15 protein-coding genes and 1 tRNA gene are annotated in these 19,658 nt (G+C 68.1%); 5 read left to right on the top strand and 11 right to left on the bottom strand.

The window, feature by feature from the left end; genetic code table 11:
- The first annotated feature begins 177 nt into the window (after positions 1 to 177).
- Positions 178 to 4,164 carry a helix-turn-helix domain-containing protein gene (locus FHR78_RS06675; RefSeq protein WP_166759780.1) on the top strand — a complete coding sequence of 1,329 codons (3,987 nt, stop codon included), beginning with the start codon at positions 178 to 180 and terminating at the stop codon, positions 4,162 to 4,164.
- A 38-nt stretch (positions 4,165 to 4,202) separates the two neighbouring features.
- Here FHR78_RS06675 and FHR78_RS06670 read toward each other — a convergent pair whose 3' ends face one another.
- Positions 4,203 to 6,950 (bottom strand): ATP-dependent DNA helicase, encoded by a 2,748-nt coding sequence (locus FHR78_RS06670; protein WP_166759779.1) that lies wholly within the window; start codon positions 6,948 to 6,950, stop codon positions 4,203 to 4,205.
- Positions 6,951 to 7,314: 364 nt separating this feature from the next.
- On the opposite strand from FHR78_RS06670, the gene FHR78_RS06665 reads away from it, so the two are divergent.
- Positions 7,315 to 7,701 carry a hypothetical protein gene (locus tag FHR78_RS06665; RefSeq protein ID WP_166759778.1) on the top strand — a complete coding sequence of 129 codons (387 nt, stop codon included), beginning with the start codon at positions 7,315 to 7,317 and terminating at the stop codon, positions 7,699 to 7,701.
- Positions 7,702 to 7,799: 98 nt separating this feature from the next.
- Here FHR78_RS06665 and FHR78_RS06660 read toward each other — a convergent pair.
- A tRNA-Pro gene (locus FHR78_RS06660) sits at positions 7,800 to 7,876 on the bottom strand.
- A 189-nt stretch (positions 7,877 to 8,065) separates the two neighbouring features.
- Between FHR78_RS06660 and FHR78_RS06655 the strand changes: the two genes are divergently transcribed.
- The 3 genes from FHR78_RS06655 (at position 8,066) to FHR78_RS06645 (ending at position 11,101) form a co-directional block, all read left to right on the top strand.
- A complete protein-coding gene (locus FHR78_RS06655) occupies positions 8,066 to 8,956 on the top strand; it encodes an ABC transporter ATP-binding protein (protein WP_166759777.1) in 891 nt (296 codons plus the stop codon).
- A gap of 151 nt (positions 8,957 to 9,107) precedes the next feature.
- The gene (locus FHR78_RS06650) at positions 9,108 to 10,235 is read left to right on the top strand and encodes an aliphatic sulfonate ABC transporter substrate-binding protein (RefSeq protein WP_166759776.1); all 1,128 of its coding nucleotides are present in this window, start codon (positions 9,108 to 9,110) and stop codon (positions 10,233 to 10,235) included.
- A complete protein-coding gene (locus tag FHR78_RS06645) occupies positions 10,232 to 11,101 on the top strand; it encodes an ABC transporter permease (RefSeq protein WP_347878097.1) in 870 nt (289 codons plus the stop codon). The genes FHR78_RS06650 and FHR78_RS06645 overlap by 4 nt, the downstream gene beginning before the upstream one ends.
- A gap of 182 nt (positions 11,102 to 11,283) precedes the next feature.
- Here the strand turns inward: FHR78_RS06645 and FHR78_RS06640 are convergent, their stop codons facing one another.
- The 9 genes from FHR78_RS06640 to cmk form a co-directional block, all read right to left on the bottom strand.
- Positions 11,284 to 12,741, bottom strand: coding sequence for an MATE family efflux transporter (locus FHR78_RS06640; RefSeq protein ID WP_166759775.1), 1,458 nt, complete (start codon positions 12,739 to 12,741; stop codon positions 11,284 to 11,286).
- A 192-nt stretch (positions 12,742 to 12,933) separates the two neighbouring features.
- Complete coding sequence (locus FHR78_RS06635; protein WP_166759774.1) at positions 12,934 to 13,377, bottom strand: MarR family winged helix-turn-helix transcriptional regulator; 444 nt, start codon at positions 13,375 to 13,377, stop codon at positions 12,934 to 12,936.
- A gap of 25 nt (positions 13,378 to 13,402) precedes the next feature.
- On the bottom strand, positions 13,403 to 14,008 hold the full coding sequence (locus tag FHR78_RS06630; RefSeq protein ID WP_432207143.1) for a hypothetical protein: 606 nt from the start codon (positions 14,006 to 14,008) through the stop codon (positions 13,403 to 13,405).
- A gap of 41 nt (positions 14,009 to 14,049) precedes the next feature.
- Entirely contained in the window at positions 14,050 to 14,460 is a 411-nt protein-coding gene (locus tag FHR78_RS06625) for a hypothetical protein (RefSeq protein ID WP_166759773.1), read from the bottom strand.
- Positions 14,461 to 14,587: 127 nt separating this feature from the next.
- On the bottom strand, positions 14,588 to 15,061 hold the full coding sequence (locus FHR78_RS06620; RefSeq protein WP_166759772.1) for a hypothetical protein: 474 nt from the start codon (positions 15,059 to 15,061) through the stop codon (positions 14,588 to 14,590).
- A 68-nt stretch (positions 15,062 to 15,129) separates the two neighbouring features.
- Positions 15,130 to 16,932, bottom strand: a complete 1,803-nt coding sequence (locus FHR78_RS06615; RefSeq protein ID WP_166759771.1) for a hypothetical protein — start codon at positions 16,930 to 16,932, stop codon at positions 15,130 to 15,132.
- Entirely contained in the window at positions 16,929 to 17,240 is a 312-nt protein-coding gene (locus FHR78_RS06610; RefSeq protein WP_166759770.1) for a hypothetical protein, read from the bottom strand. Before FHR78_RS06610 ends, FHR78_RS06615 begins: the two co-directional genes overlap by 4 nt.
- Before the next feature lie 143 nt (positions 17,241 to 17,383).
- Entirely contained in the window at positions 17,384 to 18,892 is a 1,509-nt protein-coding gene (gene der / locus FHR78_RS06605) for a ribosome biogenesis GTPase Der (RefSeq protein WP_166759769.1), read from the bottom strand.
- A gap of 8 nt (positions 18,893 to 18,900) precedes the next feature.
- On the bottom strand, positions 18,901 to 19,578 hold the full coding sequence (gene cmk / locus FHR78_RS06600) for a (d)CMP kinase (RefSeq protein ID WP_166760696.1): 678 nt from the start codon (positions 19,576 to 19,578) through the stop codon (positions 18,901 to 18,903).
- Between the last annotated feature and the right edge of the window lie 80 nt (positions 19,579 to 19,658).

Genomic DNA, 19,658 nt, shown 5'->3' with positions numbered 1-19,658 from the left:
GCCACCCGACGGGGCAAGGCTTGCGACAACTACCCCCTTCCACTCAGCATCAGACGCAACAAAGCTGCCCGCGCCGAGATGACTCCGGGCCAACGGCAGCTGGTGGTTCTGCTCAGTGGTCGTGGAAAGGGGCCACTTCGGGAGTCCACAAAGTCCACAAACTGGTACTGTCGCGTCATGGGCGGTAGTTCCGACGACTTTCTCAACGTTCGCGAGACGGCGAAGCGACTTGGTGTGCACGAGAACACCGTGCGCAACTGGGTCAAGGCGGGACAGCTCCCCGAGGCTCGCCTGCCTGGCTCTCGCTTCCACCGCTTTCGCCTCGCGGACGTCGAACGACTCATCGCAGCTCGAGGCGCAGTAACGACACCTTCCCTGCAGACCGAACGTCGCATGTTTAACCCGGAGTTGGTCACCGCGAGTCAGCTCAGTCAATGGGCAACCGCGCGCCAACGCGACGCGCAGGAGCATTTCCCAGAACTCGTTCGTCGCCTGCTCGCGGAGACGCCCGGCGTCTCCAACATATCCGTCCGAGCCGGCGACGGTGTGGCACTTCCCGGATGGGACGGGAGGGCTGAGTCGTCCGGCTCTGCGTTCATCCCGTCAGGTGTCCTCGCACTTGAGTTCGGCGTCGACAAGAGTCCGAAGGGGAAGGCGTCAGAAGATTACGCAAAGCGCTCGGAACAGAGTACGTCGGACAGCACCTTCGTGTTCGTGACTCCCCGGCGATGGGCCGAAGGCGCTGCCTGGGCTGTAGAACGTCGGGCGGAGGGTTACTTCGCCGACGTCCGCGTGATCGACGCGGACGATCTAGAGGGCTGGCTGCAGGCGTCCCCGGCCGCCCACCACTGGATTTCGGAGCATCTCGGGTTGCGGCCGCGCGACGCGCAAACGGTCGACGCATGGTGGGGCAGTCTCAAGGCGTCAACTGATCCCGCGTTACCAATCACGCTCTTCCTGGCTGGCCGACTCACCGAAGCCGAGAAGCTGAAGCAGCGATTGTCGGCCCCGGCGCAGCTAACGGTGGTCCAGTCCGAGTGGGATCAGGACGTGATTGGCTTCGTCCACGCAGCCCTGCAAACTCAGTTTGGCTCGGCGGGGGAACTCGCACCGGCGCTCTTGATCATCCGGTCAGCAGAGGTATGGGACCGTGTCGTCGAGCAGCCCGGCCGGTCGGTTCTGGTTCCTCTCTTCGAGGGTCCCAGTCTCGACACCGCCATCAACCGCGGCCACCACGTAATCATCGTCGTCGAAGGATCCACCGTGACTCGGCGGGCAGTCGACCTCCCACTGCCTCGCCTCGAACGGCTCGCGGCTGCCGAAGCGTTCCGGGAGGCGATAGTCCCATTCGACAGGGCGGATCGGCTCGCCGTCCTCGGTCGACGAAGCATGCCAGCCCTCGTGCGATACCTCTCACGCGACCCAAGGATTCGTCGCCCTCACTGGGCCGAGCAGCCGGACGCCTCGATCCTCGCGCCCCTCGCCATCATCTGTAGCTGGACCGAGAATGCCGCAGACCTCGCCGTGATCGAGCAGGTGACCGGGCGCTCCTGGCAGGAAGTGGAGCAGACCGTCCAACGAGTATCCATGTCAGGAGACCCTCTCCTGCGCAAGATTGGGTCTCAATGGAGCTTCGTCTCACCCGAGGAAGCATTCCTGTTACTTCGCGACTCGATCTCTCCGTCGACGTTCGAGCGCTGGGGTGAGCAGGTGAGCAACGTGATGCTGCTGGAGGACTCGATACTCGAGCTGGACGGGAGCGCGCGTCTACTCGCGAGGATGAATGGAGAAGGCCGCCCACATTCCGGGGTCTTGCGCCGAGGATTAGCTCGAGGGTTTGCTCTCATGGGGTCAATGGGTGTCGATACGTTCGCGGACGGCAGCCGCTCGTTGGCGGATCTCGCGGCTGCGCTTGTCAGCCGCCTGCTGGAGACCGCTAACGCCGATGCCTCAGGCCGCACCTGGCAGGTGCTTGCTGAGGTCCTCCCCCTGCTCGCCGAGGCTGCTCCAGACGCTTTCTTGACCGCCCTCGAGGACGATCTCACGAGTGAGTCCGCAGTGGTACTGAGGCTGTTTCAGGAAGAGGACGGCCTGGCTGGCTTCGGCCCTTCGTCGCCACATCCTTCTTTGCTGTGGGCAATCGAAACGGTGTGCTGGTCGCCCTCGCATCTCGTCCAAGGCGCGCAAGTGCTGGCACACCTCGCGGTCCTTGATCCGGGGGGCAGGACTGCCAACCGCCCGCGCGCAAGCCTGGCTACTGTCCTCTGTGGCTGGGTACAGAACACCGCAGCCTCGCTCGAGGTGCGTCTGGAGGCGATCGCCGCTGTCGAACGTATCTCGCATGCTGTGGGATGGCAGCTCCTCCTCGAACTCTGGCCTTCTAGGCACAGAGTCGTCATTCCTCCGGCGTCGCCCCGCTTCCGTGATGACTGGAGTCCAAGTTCTCGGTCAGTGTCGATGGCCGATTGGATCGCCACGGTGAGGCGGCTTGTGGACTCTGCCATCAGGCTTGCCGCAGGCTCGCCCGCCCGCCTTGCAGAGCTGGTCGGTAACATCTCGACAGTTCCAGAGGACGATCGAGCTCGAATCGTCACTTTCTTGGAAAGCCAGGCGATCGAAGACCTCACTTCAGAGGGGCGGCTGCAGGTTTGGGAAAAGCTTCACGCAGAAACGACTCGGCACGAGCGCTACGCCGCGAGCGAGTGGGCTATGCCGCCCAGCACCTTGGCTCAGCTCAAGGCCGTTGCAGCAGTCTTCGAACCAGCTTCGGACCCACTTCGTTTCAGCTTTCTCTTCGACTGGCACCCCGACCTCCCCGGCGTTGACAAGCGGGACTTCGAGCGCCACGAGGTAGCGGTTGAGCAGCGGCGTAAGGAGGCGCTCAGCGGCATTTTGGAACGGGACGACGCTGCCGCTCAGCTCACACGCCTCGCTCGTCGCGCCCCGGTCCCGCGTCACCTTGGGTGGGCTCTGGCCTCGCAACCGCAAGTCGGGCTCACCGAAATACTCCCTTGGCTCGGGTCTGACGATCAGGCGCTGCGCGAAGCGGCAGCGAGCTGGGCGCACAAGACGATGCTTGACCAGGATGCGACCTGGCTTCGCTCCGTCCTGGCTCGCGACGAAATTGTCGGTCAGGCTCGAGCGCTCCTCGTCCGACAGGCTCCCGCCCGTAAGGCTTTCTGGGACGTACTTCACGAGAGTGCCGATATCAACGATGAGGTCGAGTACTGGACGAACGCGGCAGTCGTCGTGGTCGAGCGCAAGGACACCCCACTTGCCCTTGACCAGCTCATCAGCCACGGTCGCGCGTGGGATGCAATCCCCGTTGCGGCCCATGCCCTCAATCGCCCCCGAGACCAGGACTCAGTCCAGCCCGTGCTCGAAACAAAGAACATCCTTAACGTTCTCGACGAGGCTCTGCAGCAATCGCAGTCAATCGACCAGCTGTCGGACATGGACAGCTATTACGTCGGGGAGCTGCTTGACTTCCTCGCTGGCGCTCAGGCTGACGTCGCGCGGCTGGAGTACGCATTCTTCCGTCTGCTCGAGCACACTCGCGAGCCCACCGCCCTTAACCATTTCCTCGCCAACGATCCAGCAACCTTTGTCACGCTCGTGCAACAAGCGTATCGAGGTAAAAGCCAAGAGCTTCAGGCCTCGGACAAAGCCAAGCAAGACGCAGCCTCGCAAGCGTGGTGGGTACTGCAAAGCTGGACGGGTTTTCCCGGCCGCCGAAACGACGGCAGCATCAATGGTGCTGTTATGGAGAGATGGATCGAGGAGGCGCGGCTACAACTATCCGCCAGCGATCGAGGCGACATCGGCGACGAGGCCATCGGGCACGCGCTGGCCCACACACCCCTCGGCGACGACGGTGTTTGGCCCGCAGAACTGGTACGGCAGGTCATCGAATCGATTGGTAGCCGGGACTTGGAGAACGGGCTTGCCATGGGTCGGACGAAGGCGCGTGGCGTCACCAGCAGAGGCCCCTACGACGGAGGCAGCCAAGAGCGAGACCTCGCCGGCCGGTACTTGTCGTGGAGCGCGGTGGTTCGGGCGCGATGGCCTCGCACGGCCCGCGTACTTCGCGCTATCGCGGAGTCTTACGAACGCGATGCTCGCTACCACGACCTGCAGGCCGATCTCGACGCTGATAGAGACTGAGAACCGTTGGCAAAATTACATGTTGCGGCGAGTGCACGTTATGGCGCTTGTCGTGAGTTACGCATCGGCGGCCTTTTAGTGATAGGCGCCACACCCCGCCTCGCACGCAGCAGCATTTCGTCCTTCGTGTTCTCATCAACGCTCAGGCGGCTGAGGATTCGTTTTTGCGTCTCGGGGGTCCAGTAAATCTTGAGATGCTTACGGGCGCGCGTGATGGCTGTGTAGAAGGTGCTGTGCGAGATGCGCTTCTCGTTGGCGTCGGTGATGACGACCTTGACGCTAGAGAACTCCAATCCCTGCGCGCGGTGGATCGAGACCGCGTACGCGATCTGGAGCGGAAGCACGGTCGTCGCGGAGTCATCATCGTCGTCGGTGTTCGCGCGCTCGAAAACATCGAACTGGACGACGCTGTCCGACACCCATCGCAGGTCGGTTCCCCACAGGTCAGCCTGCGTGACGGCGCGCTTGATGTCGACGTCGAAGGTGATCTGGCCCGGTGTGCGGTCGATCTTGGCGATCGCGCCCTTCATGTTGTTGAAGATGACCGGACGGAAGCGGTCCGTCTCGTTGAAGAGCACTGGGTCGCCGACTTTGAAGGTCGAGTCGCCCCACGCCACGGCGGGCGCCGGGTTGCTCGTCTGCATGAAGCGGTTGACGTTGTTGATGCCGTAAAGGCCGTCGTAGTTCAGGCACAGCACGATCTCGTCCGGGTCAGCACGAGTGAAGAGAGACGCGTCGAGTGGACCAGCGTAGTCGCTCCCGGAGATGGACTCCTCGATCTTGTCGTCAAGGGTGCGGACGCGGTTCCAGAGCGTCAGGAGCGCGTTGTCCTTCGTGCGGTACGGCTCGGTGAGCTCGAATACCGAGCCCGGCGGGATGTAGGCGCGGATGGTTCGGAACCAGTTGCCGAACTCGATGGATTCAATCTGGTAAACGTCTCCGACCAGCACCAAAAGGTCGAACGATGTCTGGTCGAGCACCTTGAGCAGTTCATTGTTGCCGACAGTGCTGCACTCGTCGATAACGAGCAGGTCGTAGTGCAGCGCGCCTGTCGACCCCGACCCGAGGTGGCTGTCGATGGTGCTGAAGTTGGCGTCGCTGGTCGCGATTCGGCTCCGAAGGTTGTCAACGGCGGTGTTCGTCTTGGCGAGGAAGAGTTGGCGAGATCCATCGGAGTACGACGCGATGTGCTCGACCATTCGAGTCTTGCCGGTGCCGGCGGCGCCGTAGATGAGGGCGACTTTGGACTCGGCGAACAGCCGGGTGAGGGCATGGGCTTTCAGATCGTCATCGATCGCGAATTGGTTGGCATCGAGCCATGCCTTCGCGTCCGTCTCGTGGTCGCCGAGGCCGCTTGCGGCGATGGCCTGAAGATCGTTGATGATCGTGACCGAGTCGTTCTCGTACCCGGTGATAAAGACGTGTCCCTTGTCGTGAGCCATGATGCGCGGCTTGTGCTTGTCCGTGGGCGGCAGTAGCCGGTTGTAGGTCGCAACCAGCTGGTCCAGGTCGCCCAGGTCCTCGAGTTCCGCGTCGGGTGTGTAGATGACTCCGTGCTGCTCAACGTTGTTCATGACGCGCCGCGCCAGGAACTCATGCTCGCGCCCATTGCTGCCGATCGCCGTCGCCAGGTCGAAGAAGCGCGGAGTGTGGCGCCGCGGGTACGTGCAGAAGGGCATGGTGTCGAATGGCCTGGACATTGGCGTGATGTTTAGGTTTGACAGCCATCCGCAGCGGTCGCGCTGGTACTGCGCCCGCACCACGTTGTTGTTCATGGTGAGCAGCAGGTAGCGCAAAATCCGTGAGCCTGGCAAGTCCCGGCGAATGATGTCGCGCGAGCCCTGGAGCATGGTGAAGATCTCGTCGGTTCGCTTGATGCCGTCCGTAGCCCTCGTCCGAATGTGCGTGAACTCTGCGTCGGGCATGTCGATGAGGTCGAGCAAATTGTACTTCATTGTCGTGAGGTAGAGCATCAGGTTTCGGTACTCGAGCTGCCCGGCGCTCACCTTGGTCTGCTGGCCAAACAAGCGGGCGAAGTTGTTGAACTCGCAGGGACGGATCGACACCTCCCACGACCGGATCAGGACGATGGGCATCGGCTGGCCGAAGACGTCGATCGAACTGCTCTGCAGTTCCATGTTCGCGGCGTAGGAGTCCGACACGTCGATGCTGGTGAAGCCGATGATGCGGTCGAATTTGCTCGTTCGGTTGTGCGCTGGAGCGAAAGTGACCTCGTAGTAGATCCGCCCGTTCGCGTAGAACGGTCGGGAGCTGATGACGTAGTACCGGTCGCGACGTGGGCTGCCCGGCGAAATATGACCCGGCTCCTCGATCCGGGTCGCGATTTTTGCGTGGTACTCGCGCAGCAGCGGATCGAGGTCGAGGGGGAAGCTCTCGAGGTTTCGCAGGACCTCGATGCCCAGGCTGTCCTTAGCGATTTGGCGAATACGGAGCAGGAACTCGTAGTACTTCAGCATCAGGCGCTCGGACGGATCCTCGTCGAGTGTGAAGTGCGACACACTGACCTGCAGCATGGCGTGGAACCGTGTCAGTGGCCGGTAGTTCGCTTGCGACTTCGCGAAGTCGCGAGCTGGCTCGAACTGCGTCTGGTAAATGAAGGGTTGTGCAGGATCGCCGGTGTGCGCCCATACAGTCAACGCCTCGACGAGGTCGCGGAGGTACTGCAGCACGTTCTTCGACAGGAATCCGCGATCCGAGCTGATCAATGAGATGTTGCGCTCGATGCCCTCGCTGGCGGCACGCACCTGTCCTTCAATCGTTGGCATCGAATGACCTCCGTGTCGAGAAAGCGTGTCTCGAGCGCAGCCCGGCCACACCGGACCTATCCTCAGCTAGCAGCCTAAGGGTTCCATCGCAGGGAGAGTCGTACGACATCGCTCGGGACTGCTGCAGGTTTGGTTGACTCCTGACGGGTAGGAGCAAGGGCTCCTGTTAAACGGGTGCGCGCCATGAAGAAGGCGTACCCGGAAGAGTTCCGCCGTAACGTGATCGCGGTCGCTCGGAAGGCCGAGACGTCGGGGCGGCAGGTCGCGAAGGACTTCGGTGTCTCCGAGTCCTGCCTGGCCGCTGCCCGGCTGAGGATCAAGCTGTCTTGCCTGACAGACGAGCACCGTCCCGCGTGGGAACTCGATGCTGAAGGCTCCGAAGTACGGGTCGCTGCACGACCATCTCAACCGACAGTCTCGCGGCTTCGCATCCGGTTACGTGTTCCTGACGTTCCTGATCGTCGCTCTCAACATCAAACAAATCTGCGACTTCCTGAAGGCAGAGGAAGTCGAAGACCGCCGAGCAGCCGAGAACCGTCCCCCGCGCAAGTCGCCAATCCTGCGTCGTCGAGACCGCGAGTTCTTTAACGAGTACACGGGCACGCTTCCGGGTGGAGTGGCGGACCTGGAGGTTCGTCAGGAGCGTGCCAAAGCGCGACGGGAGAGGGCGTCGCAGGTAGCCGCCGAGAGAGCGGCCGCCGCGAAGACCAGTCGACCGAAGCGAGGGAAGGCGGCAACCAAGGTCGCATGAGCCCGGGGGCCGTGACCGACGAGGTGAGGCCCGCAGCAGAATGGCTGCGGGCTTCACTTCGTTGTTGGGTTCCTAAGACAGTTCTTAGGACACCCAGATGGTCGGGCTGACAGGATTTGAACCTGCGACCCCTTGACCCCCAGTCAAGTGCGCTACCAAGCTGCGCCACAGCCCGAGAAATCCGTTGCTGGGCAACCGACCTCTTGGTGTTGCCCCGACCGAGGCAACTCGAAAAGCATAGCGGACGCGTGACGCCTCGGCGTACACCCGTGCCGATCGGACACACGGAGAGCCTGACCCACCTCTGTTGCGCCGGGTTACACCTCACGCGACAGCACCTGCCACCCCGCCCTACCGTCGGGACATGCCCGCCTCCTCGACGACCGCCTCCCGCGCTCTGCCGTTGACCCTGCGCGGTGTGGGCCGGCGGTTCGACCGGCCTGTGCTGCACGGGGTGGACCTCGACGTGGCCGCCGGCGAGATCGTCGCCGTGCTCGGGCCGAGCGGGTGCGGCAAGTCGACGCTGCTCCGCCAGCTCGGCGGACTCGACCAGCCCGACACCGGCACCGTCCGGATCGGCGACGAACCCGCCCGCCACGCCGACCAGCGCTGCGCCGTCGCCTTCCAGGAGCCGCGCCTCCTCCCCTGGCGCACCCTCCGCGACAACGTCGCCCTCGGCCTCCCGAAGCCGAGCAGGCAGGACTCCAAGACCAGCACGGCTACCTCCCCCAAGCTCACGAAGCCCGAGCGCACCGCCCGCCTCACCGAGCTGCTCGACCTCGTCCACCTCGGCCCCGCCGGAGCCCGCCGCCCTCGCGAGGTCAGCGGCGGCATGGCCCAGCGCGCCAGCCTCGCCCGGGCCCTCGCCCGCCAGCCCGCGGTCCTCCTCCTCGACGAGCCGTTCGGCGCCCTCGACGCCCTCACCCGCCTCCGCATGCAGGATCTGCTCCTCGACGTCCACGACGCCCTCCCCACCACGGTCGTCCTCGTCACCCACGACGTCGACGAGGCCCTCTACCTCGCCGACCGCATCGTCCTCCTCGCCGACCTCAGCCAGCAGCCCGACCCGGCGAGCGCCGACAGCGAAGGAGGCGCCACCAGCATCCAGCGCATCGTCACGGTCCCCGGCACCCGCCGTCGAGACCGCGACGACCCCGAGCTCGCCGCCCTCCGCCAGGAGCTGCTCGAGGGCCTCGGTGTCCACCGCCTCCACGCGGGGAACACGGTCACACCGACCCTCACCAGCGGGGCCTGATCCGTCCCGTGACGGAACAGCCACAGCAGCCACACCAGAGCCTGATCCGTCCCGTGACGGAGCAACCACAACAGCCACAGCCGACGCACCTCCCCCGCACCGCACACCTCGAGCACCACGCCATCCCCGACACAGCACCGGAGACGACCAGATGACGCACGACACCGACACGACCGGCAGCACCACCACCACGACCACCCGCACCACCACTACGACCCGCACCTCCCCCGCCCGCCGCACCCGCGCCTCCTTCGCCGCCCTGGCGCTGGGCGCGGCCGCAGCCCTCGCCCTCACCGGCTGCGTCGCCGGCGAGGACGCCCAGGGCCAGCCCGCCGACGCCGCCGACGCGGCAGGCGGCGCGAGCGCGTCCAGCGGCGAGTGGAGCACCGACACGCTTAACATCGACTTCGCGACCTACAACCCGCTCAGCCTCATCGTGAAAGACCAGGGCTTCATCGAGGACGCCCTCGGCGACGACGTCACCGTCACCTGGACCCAGTCGGCCGGCTCGAACAAGGCCAACGAGCTGCTCCGCGCCGGAGCCGTCGACGTCGGCTCGACGGCCGGCTCGGCCGCGCTGCTCGCCCGCTCGAACGGCTCCCCCATCCACACGATCGACATCTACTCGCAGCCCGAGTGGTCGGCGCTCGTCGTCCCCGGCGACAGCGACGTCACCGACGTCGAGGGCCTGAAGGGCAAGACGATCGCGGCGACGAAGGGCACCGACCCCTACTTCTTCCTGCTCCAGGCGCTCGACGAGGCCGGCCTCAGCGCGAGCGACGTCACCATCGAGAACCTGCAGCACGCCGACGGCCGCGCCGCCCTCGAGAACGGCAGCGTCGACGCCTGGGCCGGGCTCGACCCGATCATGGCCGCGAGCGAGGCCGAGTCGGGCACGAAGCTGCTCTACCGCAACGTCGACTTCAACACCTACGGGTTCCTCAACGCGACCGAGTCGTTCCTGACCGAGTCGCCCGACGTCGCCCAGGTCGTCGTCGACTCGTACGAGAAGGCCCGCGCCTGGGCCGAGGAGAACCCCGACGAGACCGCGACCATCCTCGCGACCGCGGCCGGCATCGACCCGGCCGTCGCCACCAGCGTGCTCGACCGCACCCACTTCGACGTCGACCCCGTGCCCGGAGCCGACCAGCAGGCCGTGCTCGAGGTCGTCGCCCCGATCCTCGTCGAGTCCGGCGACGTCGCCTCGCAGGACGCCGTCGACGACGCCCTCGACACCCTCTTCGACGACACCTTCGCGAAGGACGCCGACGCCTCGTGACCGACGCGTACCCGCTGAGCGGAAACGAGAAGGAGGCCGACGCCCGCCAGGTCGTCGAGCGCAGCCGCGGCCGAGCGCAGGAGGCGCGGGTCGGCACGACCCCCACCTCCCGGCGTCCGCGTCGCGGCCTGGCACTGCTGGGAGTCATCCTGCCCGCGGCCGTCCTGCTCGCGTGGGTGCTCGCCACCGAGGTCGTCGACGTGCCGAGCTACAACCTCCCCTCGCCGTCGGACGTCTGGCTCGCCGGCGTCCAGCTGGCGCAGGCCGGGCTGCTCGGGCAGTACGTCGCGATCTCGGTGCAGCGCGTCCTGATCGGCTTCGCGCTCGGAGCGGGCATCGGCGTCGTGCTCGGAGCCGTCGTCGGCCTCTCGCGGGTCGGCGAGGCCCTGCTCGCCCCGTCGATCGCCGCGGTGCGGGCCGTGCCGTCGCTGGCGTGGGTGCCGCTGCTGATCCTCTACCTCGGCATCGGCGAGGACTCCAAGATCACCCTCATCGCGATCGGCGCCGCGTTCCCCGTCTTCACCACCGTCGCCGGCAGCCTCCGTCACGTCGACCCCCAGCTGGTGGAGGCGGGCCGCGCCTACGGACTCGGCCCCGTCTCCCTCTTCACGACGGTCCAGCTGCCCGCCGTGATCCCCTCCCTGGTGTCGGGGCTGCGCCTCGCGCTGGCCCAGGCGTGGCTGTTCCTCGTCGCCGCCGAGCTCATCGCGTCGTCGATGGGGCTCGGGTTCCTGCTCACCGACTCGCAGTACAACGGGCGCGTCGACCGCATGTTCCTCGCGATCATCCTGCTGGCCCTGCTCGGCACCCTCACCGACGCGGTGCTGAACCTGCTGCAGCGGGTGCTGCTCCGCCGCTGGCGGTAGCCGTCCCGCGCTGCGCGACCCGCGCCTCCTTCGCTTGCCCGACCCGCGCCTCCTGCACTCCCCGCCCCGCACCTCCTGAACTCCCCCACCTCCCGCACCCCGAAGTGGACGAGACACCCCGGAACGACGGGGTGTCTCGTCCACTTCAGGGTGTCTCAGGGGAGGGACGCGCCCGACGCCCCTCACGCGCCCGCCGCCTCCAGCGCCTCCTCCGCCCGCTCGCTGCTGCCTGCCGCCAGGCCCCGCTCGATGCCGCCGCGCACCGCGAGCCACATCACCACGGCGGCCACGAGCACCAGCATCTCGCTGACCGTGAGCGACCAGACGATGCCGCTCAGCCCGGAGAGCGCGCTGCCCACGAGCACGATCGGGACGAACAGCACCCCCTGGCCCATCGACAGCACGATGGCCGGCACCGACCGTCCCGTCGCCTGGAACACCGAGGTCAGCAGCCCCGTGAACCCGTTCGCCACGGCCGCGACGAGCTGTGCCGCGAGGACGGTCACGCCGATCGCGAGCACCGACGGGTCGGCGGAGAACGCCTCGAAGACCGGCTCGCGGAACACGAGCACGACGCCGGCGAACACGCCGATCACGACCGCCACGGCCACGAAGGAGGCGCGGAGCGCGCCCCGCAGACGGGCCCCGTCGCCCTTGCCGTACGAGTACGCGAGCAGCGGCAGCACGCCGAGGGTGATGCCCATGACGAGGAACTCGGGCACCTGCGCGATCCGCACGGCGACCCCCATGGCGGCGAGCGCCTGGTCGCCGTACGCGGAGGCGAGGTTGTTCAGCACGAGCGAGGTCACGACGAGGAACGACGCCTGCAGCAGCTCGCTGGCGCCGACCGAGAACACCGGCCCGGTGACGCGCCGGGCGAGCGTGACCCACCGTGGGTGGAGGCTGACGTGCTCCCCGCGGCGGCTGAGCCAGACGGCGAACCAGGCGACGGTGACGGCGTTCGCGAGCCCCGTCCCGAGGGCGGCGCCGGCGACGCCCCAGTGCAGCACGAGGACGAACACGACGTCGAGCAGCACGTTCGCGACGGTCGAGACGACCAGGCCGATCATGGCCTGTCGGGCTGCTCCCCCGGCCCGCACGATCTGCTCCAGGCAGAAGGCCGCGGCGAGCACGGGGACGAACGCGAGCGTCACGCCGACGTAGCGGGACGTCTCCGCCGCGGCGGCCTGGTCGGCGCCGAGCAGGCCGACGAGCTGGGGCAGCAGGAGGAGCCCCACGGCTCCCAGCACGGCCCCCGTCACGACCGCGCCCCACAGCGCGAAGGCCGAGACGTGCTTGATCTCGGCGGCCTTCGCCGGGTCGGTCTCCGCGGCGCCGAGCAGGCGGGAGATGAGCGCCCCGCCGCCCACGCCGAAGACGCCGCCGACGGCCATGACGAGGCCGAGCAACGGGGTGCCGAGCGTGACGGCGGCGAGCAGGGCGGTGTCGTGCTGGGAGCCGATGAACCCCGCGTTGACGACGTTGTAGAGCGCCCCCACGATCAGTGCCGCGGCCATCGGCACGCAGAGGTGGACGAGGGCCCGCACGATCGGTGCGGTCGACAGGTACCAGCGGTCGCTGCCGGGCACGGGCTCGGTGGTGGTGGTTCTGGTGGTGGGTGAAGGGTCGGCGGAGGTCATGGCTGCTCCTCTCCGGGGCAGGCTGGAGCGCGCGCCGACGGACGCCGGCACGGCGAGGGGGTGGAGGTGCGTCGGGGCACGGCGAGGCCGCGCGTCATCGACACGCCGACTGTGCGGGCGTGAGCGGTGGCTCGTGGGACGAGGAAGAGGAGCAGAGGAGGCGCGGCGCCCGTCAGGACGCCCCGCCGCCGGTCACCGGCGCGGGGGCGCCAGCTGGGACGTGACCTTGGTGAGCAGGGCGAGCAGCTGGGCCTGCTCGTCCGCGTCGAGGGGGTCGAGGATCGCGTCGTCCACCTCGGCCATGGCCTCGGTGAAGCCCGCGACGAGCTGCTGCCCCTCGGGGGTGGCGTAGACGCGTTTGCGGCGCTCGTCGCCGTCCTCACTGCGGCGCTCGACGAGCAGGCGTCGCTCGAGGCCCTTGACGAGACTCGACACGCTGGCCGGACTCGTCCGGCTCACGTCGGCGATGTCCCGCTGGATCGCGCCCGGGCTCTGGACGAGATACCCCAGCACGAAGGCCTGCTCGGGAGTGAGGTCCCGGCTGCGCACCCAGTCCTCCCCGCCCTTGCGCTGGGCCCAGGCGATCCAGCGGACGAGTCCGAGCGGGGTCGTGCGCATGCCCTCGGGTTCTTCCATAGTCAAAACACTAACTGTTCGATCTCTAACTGTCAACGTCGCCGGGCCGTGGTCCGGCCCCGTCTGCGCCCGTCGTCCTGTCCGGTCGGGGGAACGCCGCCCGCATGTGGTCCGTGGTGAGCAGGTCGCCGATGCCGATCATGAGCAGCGAGAAGACGATCTGCTCGACGACCATCCACCCGGGGTAGAGCCCGGGGATGGTCGCCACGATCAGCGTGACGATCGGGAAGATCCGGCTGAACAAGCGCAGGCGCGAGTACGCCCACCAGTACCCGAGCTGGGCCCGCCAGGCGAAGACGTAGAGCGAGGCGGTGAGGAACAGCACCACCGTCGACCGGAACCAGACCGCCCACGGCACGTGCTCGCCGCGGCTCCAGAGCACGGCGGCGATGAAGACGGCGGTGAGCCCGACGACGGTCTCGCCGAGCAGCAGCCACCGGATGCCCATGAAGGCCCGCACCGTGCGCGGGTGCTGCCGCATGTCCTCGTGGATGACGTGCCCGGCCTGACGACCTCCCGCGATCCGGTCCAGCTGGAGGCGCCGCCACAGCCGGTCGGCGGAGTCGCTCAGCGACCCGGTCGCCTCCGCACCGCCTCGGGGCCCGACCACCCCGCCTCGTCCTGCTCGCACCCCCCCATCGTGCCCCATCCCGGCCGTCGCCCCGCTCATCATCAGGCGTCGCTGCGGACACCCGGCCCGAACGACCGCACCTCGAGGGTCGACCCCCATGCTTCGATGAAGTAGTTGTCGCCGCGTGCGCCGGACAGGGTGATGACCCGATCGCCGTCGCTCATCTCCTCGACCTCGACGGCGCGGTCGGTGCCATCGGCCCAGCGGGCCCGGATGTCCTCGATCAACGAGTCGACGTCGGCCGGCGCGACCGTGTCTGCGATCGTGAGACCGGTCCAGACGACGGCGCCCGGCGCGCACGTCAGCCTGTTGTCGTCCGTGGCCTGCTCGACCTCGAGGACCGTCCCCTCGGGGAGCAGCGCCACCACGTCGTTCTCGATTCCCCAGATCAGGTGTTGAGACTCTTCCTTGGTCAGGGGGAAGACCGTTTCGTCGTCGAGTCGCCGCTGCACGGCGCCCGCCCCGTCGGATGCGCAGCCGCTCGCGAGGAGGACCGCGGCGAGAGCTGCCGCGGTCCTCGCTACGACGCGTCGACGGCGACACACTCGAGGCCCGAGGGACATCATGCGACCGACCTGCTCATTCGGCCGCGATCTCCCAGGGGTGCCCGTCCCGTTCCGGGTCGTAGGCGAAGCAGGTCGAGAACGACAGGATCCGCAGTTCGTCCCCGTCAGCTTCGCCGGCGTACACCTCGACGATGTACGTGCCGAGGCGCTCACTGTCGATGATCAGACGAGGCTCACCGGTCGAACCGGTCGTCAACTCGAACGAGAAGTCAGCCGCGCGCGTCCAGGACCGCTCGAGGTCTGAGTTCAGCTGCGCGAGATCAGGCTCGACACGCGCTACGACCGTCGTCGAGCTGCCCCAGCTCGTTCCTCCGGCTCCGCAGCTCGAGATGACGCCGCCAGGTTTCTCACGGATCTCGATGCGCTGCGACTCCGGCACGAACGTGGCGATCTCCACTTCGATGGCCTTCACGTCAGCCTGGACCTCGACCAGCGTCTGCTGAGAGACGGCATGCGCCGGCTCCTCCTCCAACAGTCGTTCACGCACGACACACCCTCCTAGGATCAACGAACACACGAGCAGGCCAGCCACGACGGGTATGGCGACGACCCTGGTCACAGGCCGTCCACCGTGCGCAGCTCTTTGAACAGGTCCGCGAAGACCTGTCGGTTGTCCAGATGGTCAGACGCCACCAGGGAGTGGTTCGTCAACAAGGCGTCCACCCTCTCCGTTCCCGGCGAGTCCCACCGCAGTGCGCGGTCTGCATCGCTCTCGTACTCGAACTGCTGGAACTCCTCGAGGTACTGCGGGTTGTGATGCCGGTACACGAGCCCAGTCGTCTGAGCGACACCGAGCGCGTCGTCGTATCGGAACGAGTCGTACTCCGTGCCCTCGGCACCCGCCCACTCCTGGAGCGCACCGGCTCCCGCGAGGGCGATCACGTGGTCGTACCGCGCACCCGCGACCTCGGACGCGAGCACGTTCGCAGTGCCCCAGCTGTGACCGATGGCCACCGTCCTCGGGGCTTCGGCGCCGGGGACGGCGCCCGCCGCGGCGAGCCCCTCCTGGAAGGAGGCGAGACGGGCACCCGAGTCACGGGCCGTGTCGGGGCAGTTGGCTTCGAGCATGCCCACGACGAAGTTCTTCTGCCTGGCCGGGAAGACGTCCTCGCCGCCCCCAGGGAACCGACCGTCCTTGTAGACGAAGGCCACGCTGTCCAGGCCGTCGTCCGTCACCACTCGACGCGCGAAGTCCTGCACGGCGTCTTCGTCGGCGTAGAAGTCGTTCATCTGCGTGAACGTCCCCGGCACGTACGTGTACACCCGCTCGGGAGCCCCGGCCCACTCGCCGATCATCTCGACGATGCGGTCGGCCGCCCGGTCGTACGTGTAGAGCTGCACTGTCGGCGGCACCGCGGTCGCACCGCGCAGGTAGACGTTCTCGCGCTCGAGGTCGGCGATCGCCTCGCGTCCACGGGCGTCGTCGACCGGACGCTGCCCCAAGAGATCGATCAGCCGCTCGTTCTCGACCACCTGCCGGGCCGCCGTCACCGCGTTCGCCGTGACGCGGGCCAGCGGCGGCACCCCGTCGAGGTTGCCGATCAGCCACGGCACCCCGAGCACCAGCGACTCCTGCGCGGCGGACAGCCCGGCGCCGTCGAGGGGCCGCAGCCGCGCCATCGAGTCCCACCACTCGCGCACGAGCTCCGGCGGGGCCTCGCGGACGACGTCGGACAACAGCGGGTTCTCCTCGAACAGCAGGGCCACGTCGACGACGGAGAGGCCGTCGAGCAGCCGGAGCGCCTGGTCGGCGGTCGTCACGTCGCGGGCGGCGTCGGCCGTCGCCGAGTACCCGCTGAGGGCCGCCGCACCGAAGAGTCCGGCCAGGCACGCGCCGTCGGCGGCCTCACGCCGCGCGACCAGCTCGGCCCACTGTCGCCCGAGCTGGGCGAGCTCGCCACGGGCGGCCTCCTCGCCGCGCAGCAGCACCTCGCGCTCGTGAGCTCGGTGCTCGTCGTCGCCCGACGCAGAGCTCGCCCCGAGGGCGGCAGCCTCCGCCTCGATGACCAGCAGCGTCTCGGACGACCGGCGCAGCGCCTCCTCGATCTCGGCCCGACGACGCTCGAGCAGCCCCTGCACCGCACCGATGTCGCACACCTCGGCGCCGTAGCCCTCGAGAACGACGCCGTGCTGCTCGATGGCGTCCTGCAGGGTGGCGAACTCGGCGACGAGCTCGCCGCCCGTGCGGAGGAACGCCTCGCCGGCGGCGGCCTGCCACCCCGTCTCGGCCCACCCGAGGCACTGCTCGAGCCGGAACTGCCCGAGGCAGAGGTCGTCGTGCTTCTCTCGGCGCAGCCGTGCGAGCCGGGCGATCTCGACCGCGTCGCCCTTGCCGGGGTCGAGCTCGTCGACCGTCACCGGCGGGCTCCGGCGTCGGCCGTCGCCCCCGTGGCCTGCGTGGCGAGGGACTCGTCGACGAGTCGCAGGCCCGCCGCGAACTCCGCCGGCAGGGCCGCCAGCCGTCCGATCAGCTCGACGACGAGGTCGGCTCGGCGAGCGACGTGCAGCGAGACCTCGCTGAGGGCGGCCGCGACCGCCCCGCACCCGAGGACCGACGTGCAGTCGCCGGTCAGGGCGTGCGACAACGGGAGGCCTTCGCTCGCCGTCGCCAGGGCGGCCGCCATCCCCTCCAACGCCTCGAGGTCGACGTCGATCGTCGCAGTCATCTGTCCGCCCTTCGCAGTGTCCCGTCCACGCCGCCCGATATGTCGCATGCGGCACGTGGTCATCACACTAGCAATGCAGAACGCCCGGTCGGGAATCGATCCACAACCGGGCGTCCTGCCCACAGGGGGCGTCGGAGAGACGACTAGGGGCGCTTGCGCTTCTCGCGGACGCGCATGTTCACCGTGATGGGCGTGCCCTCGAAGCCGAAGATCTCGCGCAGGCGACGCGTGATGAAGCGGCGGTACTGCGGGTCGAGGAACCCTGTCGTGAAGAGCACGAACGTCGGCGGGCGGTTCGCCGCCTGGGTGCCGAACAGGATGCGCGGCTGCTTGCCCGAGCGCAGCGGGTGCGGGTGCTCGGCGACGAGCTCGGCCAGCAGGGCGTTGAACTTGCCGGTGGGGATGCGGGTGTCCCACGACTCGAGGGCCAGCTCGAGGGCGGGCACGAGCTTCTCGAGGTGGCGCCCCGTGCGCGCGGAGATGTTGACCCGCGGCGCCCACGACACGTGGTCGAGGTCCTGCTCGATCTCGCGCTCGAGGTAGCGGCGGCGGTCGTCGTCGAGCAGGTCCCACTTGTTGAACGCGAGCACGAGCGCGCGGCCCGACTCGAGCACGAGGTCGATGATGCGCAGGTCCTGCGTCGAGATCTGCTCGGTCACGTCGATGACGACGACGGCGACCTCCGCCTTCTCGAGCGCGGCCGAGGTGCGCAGCGACGCGTAGAAGTCGGCGCCCTGCTGCAGGTGCACCCGCTTGCGGATGCCCGCGGTGTCGACGAAGGTCCAGATGCGGCCCGCGATCTCGACCTGCTCGTCGACGGGGTCGCGGGTGGTGCCGGCGAGCTCGTTGACGACGACCCGCTCCTCGCCCGCGGCCTTGTTCAGCAGCGAGCTCTTGCCCACGTTCGGGCGGCCGAGGATGGCGACGCGGCGGGGGCCGCCGATCTCCTCCTTCGCGACCGTCGAGACGGCCGGCAGCTTCGTCATCACCATGTCGAGCAGGTCGGCGACGTTGCGGCCGTGCAGGGCCGACGCGGGGAACGGCTCGCCGAGGCCGAGCGACCACAGCGACGCGGCCTCGAGGTCCTTGCGGGCGTCGTCGCTCTTGTTGGCGACGAGGATGACGGGCTTGTGCGAGGCACGGAGCATGCGCACGACGTGCTCGTCGGTGGCCGTGGCCCCGACGTTGACGTCGACGACGAAGAGGACGGCGTCGGCCAGGTCGACGGCGATCTCGGCCTGCATGGCGACGGACCTGTCGATGCCGATGGCGTCGGGCTCCCACCCGCCGGTGTCGACCAGCGTGAAGCGGCGTCCGCCCCACTCGGCCTTGTACGAGACCCGGTCACGGGTGACCCCGGGCTTGTCCTCGACGACGGCCTCGCGCCTCCCGAGGATGCGGTTGACCATGGCGCTCTTGCCGACGTTCGGGCGGCCGACGATGGCGAGCACCGGCAGCGCCGGGGCGTAGGTGAGGGCGTCGGGGTCCCACTCGCCGCCCTCGAGGACGTCGACGTCCTCGTCGTCGAGCTCGTAGTCGGCCAGGCCGGCGCGCAGGGCCCGGGCGCGCTGGTCGGCGTCCTCGTCGGGCATCGTCTGGATGCGGTCGACCATCTGGTCGTCGAGCTCGGGGTACTTGTCGTCGTCTGCCATGGAGGCTCCTAGCGTGTGGTGGTGCTCGCTCGCACGAGCTCGACCACGGCCTGCACCGTCTGGTCGAAGTCGAGATGGGTGGAGTCGACGGTCGACACGCCTTCGGCGGCGGTCATGAAGTCGACGACCTTGCTGTCCAGCCGGTCGCGGGTCGACAGCTGCCGAGCGGTCTCCTCGGCGGACTGCCCGGTGACCTCGGCGGAACGCCTGGCCATCCTAGCCTCTTCGCTCGCCGTCAACAGGATGCGCACCTCGGCGTCCGGGGCCACCACGGTGGTGATGTCGCGCCCCTCGGTGACGATGCCCGGCCGGTCGGTCGACGCGATGACGCGCCGGAACAGGTCGACCATGAAGCGCCGCACCTCGGGCAGCTTCGCGACGTGGCTGACCGCGCCGGTGACCCGCGGCGTGCGGATCTCGTCGGTGACGTCGGCCCCGGCGACGGTCACCGAGGAGGCGAGGGCCGGGTCGATCTCGATCGCGTACCGGAACGAGGGCAGCGCGCCCACGACCGCGTCCGCGTCCTCGAGGTCGACGCCGCTGTCGAGCGCGTGCAGGGCGAACGCCCGGTACGCCGCGCCCGTGTCCTGGTAGTCGTAGCCGAGGGCCACGGCGGAGGCGCGGCTCACGCTGGACTTGCCGCTGCCGGCCGGTCCGTCTACCGCCACGACGACGTGCCGGTGCACCGCCTCCGCGGTCTGGTCGCGCAGCTCGGCGGTGTGCGCCTCGCCGGCCGGCCCGCCGACGCCGTGCTCGCCGGGGGTGC

Source organism: Frigoribacterium faeni (assembly GCF_011761235.1).
Taxonomy (GTDB): Bacteria; Actinomycetota; Actinomycetes; order Actinomycetales; family Microbacteriaceae; genus Frigoribacterium; species Frigoribacterium faeni_A.
This window is presented reverse-complemented; position numbering and strand designations above follow the sequence as displayed.